The sequence below is a fragment of the Asanoa sp. NPDC050611 genome, from assembly GCF_040654855.1.
Lineage (GTDB): Bacteria > Actinomycetota > Actinomycetes > Mycobacteriales > Micromonosporaceae > Asanoa.
Genome location: NZ_JBFAIU010000498.1, coordinates 1 through 4042, shown reverse-complemented (window position 1 = coordinate 4042; position 4042 = coordinate 1). Strand labels below are relative to the sequence as shown.

General features: G+C 73.1%; 5 protein-coding genes. 1 reads left to right on the top strand and 4 read right to left on the bottom strand.

Features of this window, described 5'->3' with window-relative positions; genetic code table 11:
- Nucleotides 1-385, bottom strand: a 385-nt coding sequence (locus AB0H87_RS39035; protein WP_360157972.1) for a glycerophosphodiester phosphodiesterase family protein, incomplete at its 3' end; no start/stop codon positions are given.
- Between AB0H87_RS39035 and AB0H87_RS39030 the strand changes: the two genes are divergently transcribed.
- Nucleotides 384-1682, top strand: coding sequence for an Hsp70 family protein (locus AB0H87_RS39030; protein WP_360157969.1), 1299 nt, complete (start codon nt 384-386; stop codon nt 1680-1682). The genes AB0H87_RS39035 and AB0H87_RS39030 overlap by 2 nt on opposite strands.
- Here the strand turns inward: AB0H87_RS39030 and AB0H87_RS39025 are convergent.
- The 3 genes from AB0H87_RS39025 to AB0H87_RS39015 form a co-directional block, all read right to left on the bottom strand.
- Entirely contained in the window at nt 1679-2275 is a 597-nt protein-coding gene (locus tag AB0H87_RS39025) for a dihydrofolate reductase family protein (RefSeq protein WP_360157966.1), read from the bottom strand. The two genes, AB0H87_RS39030 and AB0H87_RS39025, sit on opposite strands and share 4 nt — an antisense overlap.
- Nucleotides 2276-2340: 65 nt before the next feature.
- Nucleotides 2341-3279, bottom strand: coding sequence for an RNA polymerase subunit sigma-70 (locus AB0H87_RS39020; protein ID WP_360157963.1), 939 nt, complete (start codon nt 3277-3279; stop codon nt 2341-2343).
- Nucleotides 3280-3464: 185 nt separating this feature from the next.
- Nucleotides 3465-4042 (bottom strand): ATP-binding cassette domain-containing protein (locus tag AB0H87_RS39015; protein WP_360157960.1); only part of this gene is annotated, 578 nt, incomplete at its 5' end.

Genomic DNA, 4042 nt, shown 5'->3' with positions numbered 1-4042 from the left:
CCGGCGCGGCCTTCACGTCGATGTTGAAGCGCACGTCGGGCCACGCGGCCAGGACGTCGTCGAGCCGGGGCACGGCGGCCGACCCCGCGACGCGTACCGTATCGAGGTCCTTGATCGTCAGGTCACGGATCCGCCCGGGCTGGCCGGTCAGTCTCCGCAGGTTCTCGTCGTGGAACACGACCGACACGCCGTCGCGGGTGCCGTGCACGTCGGTCTCGACATAGCGGTAACCGAGCGCGACGGCCCGGGCGAACGCCTCGGCGGTGTTCTCGTCACCGTCGGCGGCGCCACCGCGGTGCGCGAACGCGAGCGGCGTGGGAGCGTCAAGATACGGGTGCACGGAACGGAGTATGCCGGCGAGGTACGACGATAAGGTGGCGGCCATGCGGGCGGTGGGCATCGATTTCGGCACCTCGCACACGGTGGCGGTGATCGCGGTCGATGGCGCGCCGGGCCAGCCGCTGCTGTTCGACGGATCGCCGCTACTGCCGTCGGCGGTCTACCTCGACCCGGGCGGCCGCCTGGTCGCCGGCGCCGACGCGGTGCGGGCGGCCCGGCTGAACCCGGCGCGGTTCGAACCCAACCCCAAGCGGCGCGTCGACGAGGGCTCTGTGCTGCTCGGCGAGCAGTCGGTGCCGGTTTCGGCGCTCGTCGGTGCGGTGCTGGCCAGGGTCGCGTCGGAGGCGCGGCGCTGGGCCGGCGAAGACTACTCGGTCGTGCTGACCCATCCGGCGGGATGGTCGTCGCTGCGCCGTTCCGTCCTCGTCGACGCGGCCGCGGCGGCGGGGCTGCCGGGGACGCCGACGCTGCTGCCGGAGCCGGTGGCCGCGGCGCGCTACTTCACGGCCGTGCTGCGCGGGACGGTGCCGCCGGGCGGGGCGTTGGCGGTGTACGACCTCGGGGCGGGCACGTTCGACGCCGCGGTGGTGCGCCGCTCCCCCGCCGGCTTCGAGGTGCTCTCGGCGCACGGCCTGCCGGACGTCGGCGGGCTCGATCTCGACCAGGCGCTGGTGGAGCACCTCGGTGTCGCGTACTCGTCGTCGCGGACGGCCCTGTGGAACGCGATGCTGACGCCGGCCGACATGGAGCACCGGCGCCAGCGGGCCCTGCTCTACGACGACGTCCGGGGTACGAAGGAGGCGCTGTCCCGGACCGCGGCGGCGGACGTACACCTGCCGGCTCTTGATGTGGCCGCGCACGTGACCCGCGACGAGCTCGAGCAGCTGGCGCGGCCGATGCTGGCACGGACCGTGGACTGCCTGGCGAGGACGATCGCGGACGCCCGGCTCGACGAGGACGACCTGGTCGGGGTGTTCCTGGTCGGCGGTTCGAGCCGGATGCCGCTGGTGGCCCGGATGATCCATCAGGAGCTGGGCATCGCGCCGACGGCGCTGGAACAGCCGGAGACGGTGGTGGCCCAAGGCGCGGTCAGCGTGGAGCCCCGGGCGGCGCGGGTGCCGACCCAGCGGCTGCCGGTCGATTTTCCTACGCCCACTCCGCGGGGGCAGGGCTATCCGGCGCCGGCGAGCCCGGCCGCCGGGTACGGCCCGGCCCTGCCCGGCGGCTCGCGGCCGGAGCCGGAGCCGGCCGCCAACCGCTCCGGGCTGGCCTGGGTGGTGATCCTCAGCGTCCTGGTCGCGATCGCGGCCGTCGTGCTCGTGGTGCTGATCGCGAACGGCTAGGCGACCGCGTACCGGTGCAGGACGTTGTCCGAACCGTCGAACGTCCGGGTGTCGAGCAGCCGCATCGACTTGGGCGGCTGGATGAAGGCCGGGTCGCCATCGCCGAGGACGACCGCGCCGACCATGAGGTGGACCTCGTCGACCAGCCCTTCGGCGAGCAGGCCGTTCCACATGGTGCGGCTGCCGAAGACCAGGATGTCGCCGCCGGGTTGACGCTTGGCCTCGGCGAGCGCGGCGGCCGCCTCGTTCCGCCGGAGGATCGTCGTCGTGTCGCGCCAGACGCCGGTCTCGTCCGCGCCGAGCCGGTCGGACACGACGATCTTGGCGATCGCGTTGTTGCGGCGGCTGATCTCGCGGTTGTTCTCGTCCAGCGCGCGGTTGTCGGGGTCCCCGGGCGCGTCGGCGATCCCCGGCCAGTAGCCGAGGAAGCCGAGGTAGGAGTCGCGCCCCACGAGCAGCGTGTCGGCGGCTCGGAGCCGCTCGACGTTGTAGGCGTCGAACGCCGCGTCCATCGGCAGGGCCATGACGTCGCCGCCGGTCCCGGCGCTGTACCCGTCGAGCGAGACGATGTTGCTGACGATGATCTTGCGCATGATGGCGTTGCTCCCTCTGTCTCAGGATGACCTTCACCCATGCAGAGACGCCGGGCGGCGCGAACTCATCGGTGTGCCGGAAGAAATTCCAGGAATCGGAGTACGGCGGGGTCGATGAAGCCGGTGATCTCGGCGATCCGCCCGTCGCGGACGGTCAGCACGTTGACCGCACTGAGCGCGTACGCCCCACCGGCCACGGCCCGCTGGTAGCAGGCGAAGCCGAGCTGCCCGTTGGCGGTCAGCGGGGTGAGTCGCCACGAGGACGCGAACAGCCGGTCGGTGAGGAACCCTTCGACGGCGTCGATCCCGTCGAACCAGGCCGGCAGCGGCGGCATCGTGAACCGGGCGTCGCGGGCGAGCAGACCGACCAGGTCGGGGATGTCGGCGCGCTCCCACGCGCTGACGAACGCGTCGACCAGCTCCCGGCATCCGTCGTCGCCGAGCGCTGCCAGCTCGTCGCGCTGCGGGGGCCCGCTGACCCGCTCGTCGACGGCCTTGCGGGCCCGCTGCAGGGCGCTGTTGACGGAGGCGGTGGAGGTGTCGAGCAGGTCGGCCACCTCGGCGGCGGAGAACTCGAGGACCTCGCGCAGGATGAGCACGGCACGCTGGTTGGCCGGCAGGTGCTGCAGCGCCGCGACGAAGGCGAGCTCGACCGCCTCGCGCCGCAGGTAGCGGTCCTCGACCGGCTCCTCGACCCACGGCTCGATGAACACTTGCTCGGTGACGACCTCGCCGAGGTCGTCGGTGCTCCGGCGGGACGGCCCGTACTCCGGTGACAGCACCCGCGGCCGCCGCCGCTCGGCGATCCGGATGCAGGCGTGGGTGGCGATCCGATAGAGCCACGTACGCACGGAACTGCGCCCCTCGAACCGCTCCGCACCCCGCCACGCAGCGACCAGGGTCTCCTGCAAGGCGTCCTCGGCGTCGTGCAACGACCCGAGCATGCGGTAGCAGTGCGCCAACAGCTCCCGGCGATGCTCGGCCACGACGCGGTCGAAGTCCATCAGCCCATCATCGCCGCCTCAGCCCTCCGCCGCCGCTGGGGGCTGTCCATGCCCGCAGCGCAGATCGACCATCCGATCGCGGAGCGGCAGGGACGCGCAGCCCAGAAGCTGGCCGTCACCACGGCCGGCGGCCCGGGAATGGAGGCGCCCGGGGCCAACCGGCAAGGCGGCGGTGCCCGTGACGGTCAGCCGACCGGTGTCGGTGTCGCGGAGCGCATCAGTGCGACATACCCCTCCTCCAGCGACGGGCTCACCGGCAGGGCGTCGGGCGCCGGTGGGCGAGCACTGACCACCCGGTAGTGGGTGCCGTCCGTGCGGGCGATCGCCGACACCACGACGCCTTCGGTCGGTGGGGGGCCCGCGGTGACGATCTCCCAGGTGACGCCCTCCGCGTGGGCGGTCAGGTCCGTGACCTGGCCCGTGAAGAGGACCCGGCCGGCGGCCAGGACCGCGGTCTGGCGGCACGTCTGCGCCACGTCCTCGACGATGTGCGTGCTCAGCAGGACCGTGCGGGCGCCCGCCAGGCTGGACAGCAGCGTGCGGAAGCGGATCCGTTCCTCCGGGTCGAGGCCGACCGTCGGCTCGTCGACGATCAGTAGCGTCGGGTCGCCGAGCAACGCCTGGGCGATGCCGACGCGGCGGCGCATGCCGCCCGAGAAGCCCTTGAGCTTGCGGCCCGCGACGTCGGCCAGGCCGACCAGGTCGAGCAGCTCGCCGACCTGGCGGCGCCGGGCGGCCCGGTCGGCGAGGCCCTTGAGCAGGC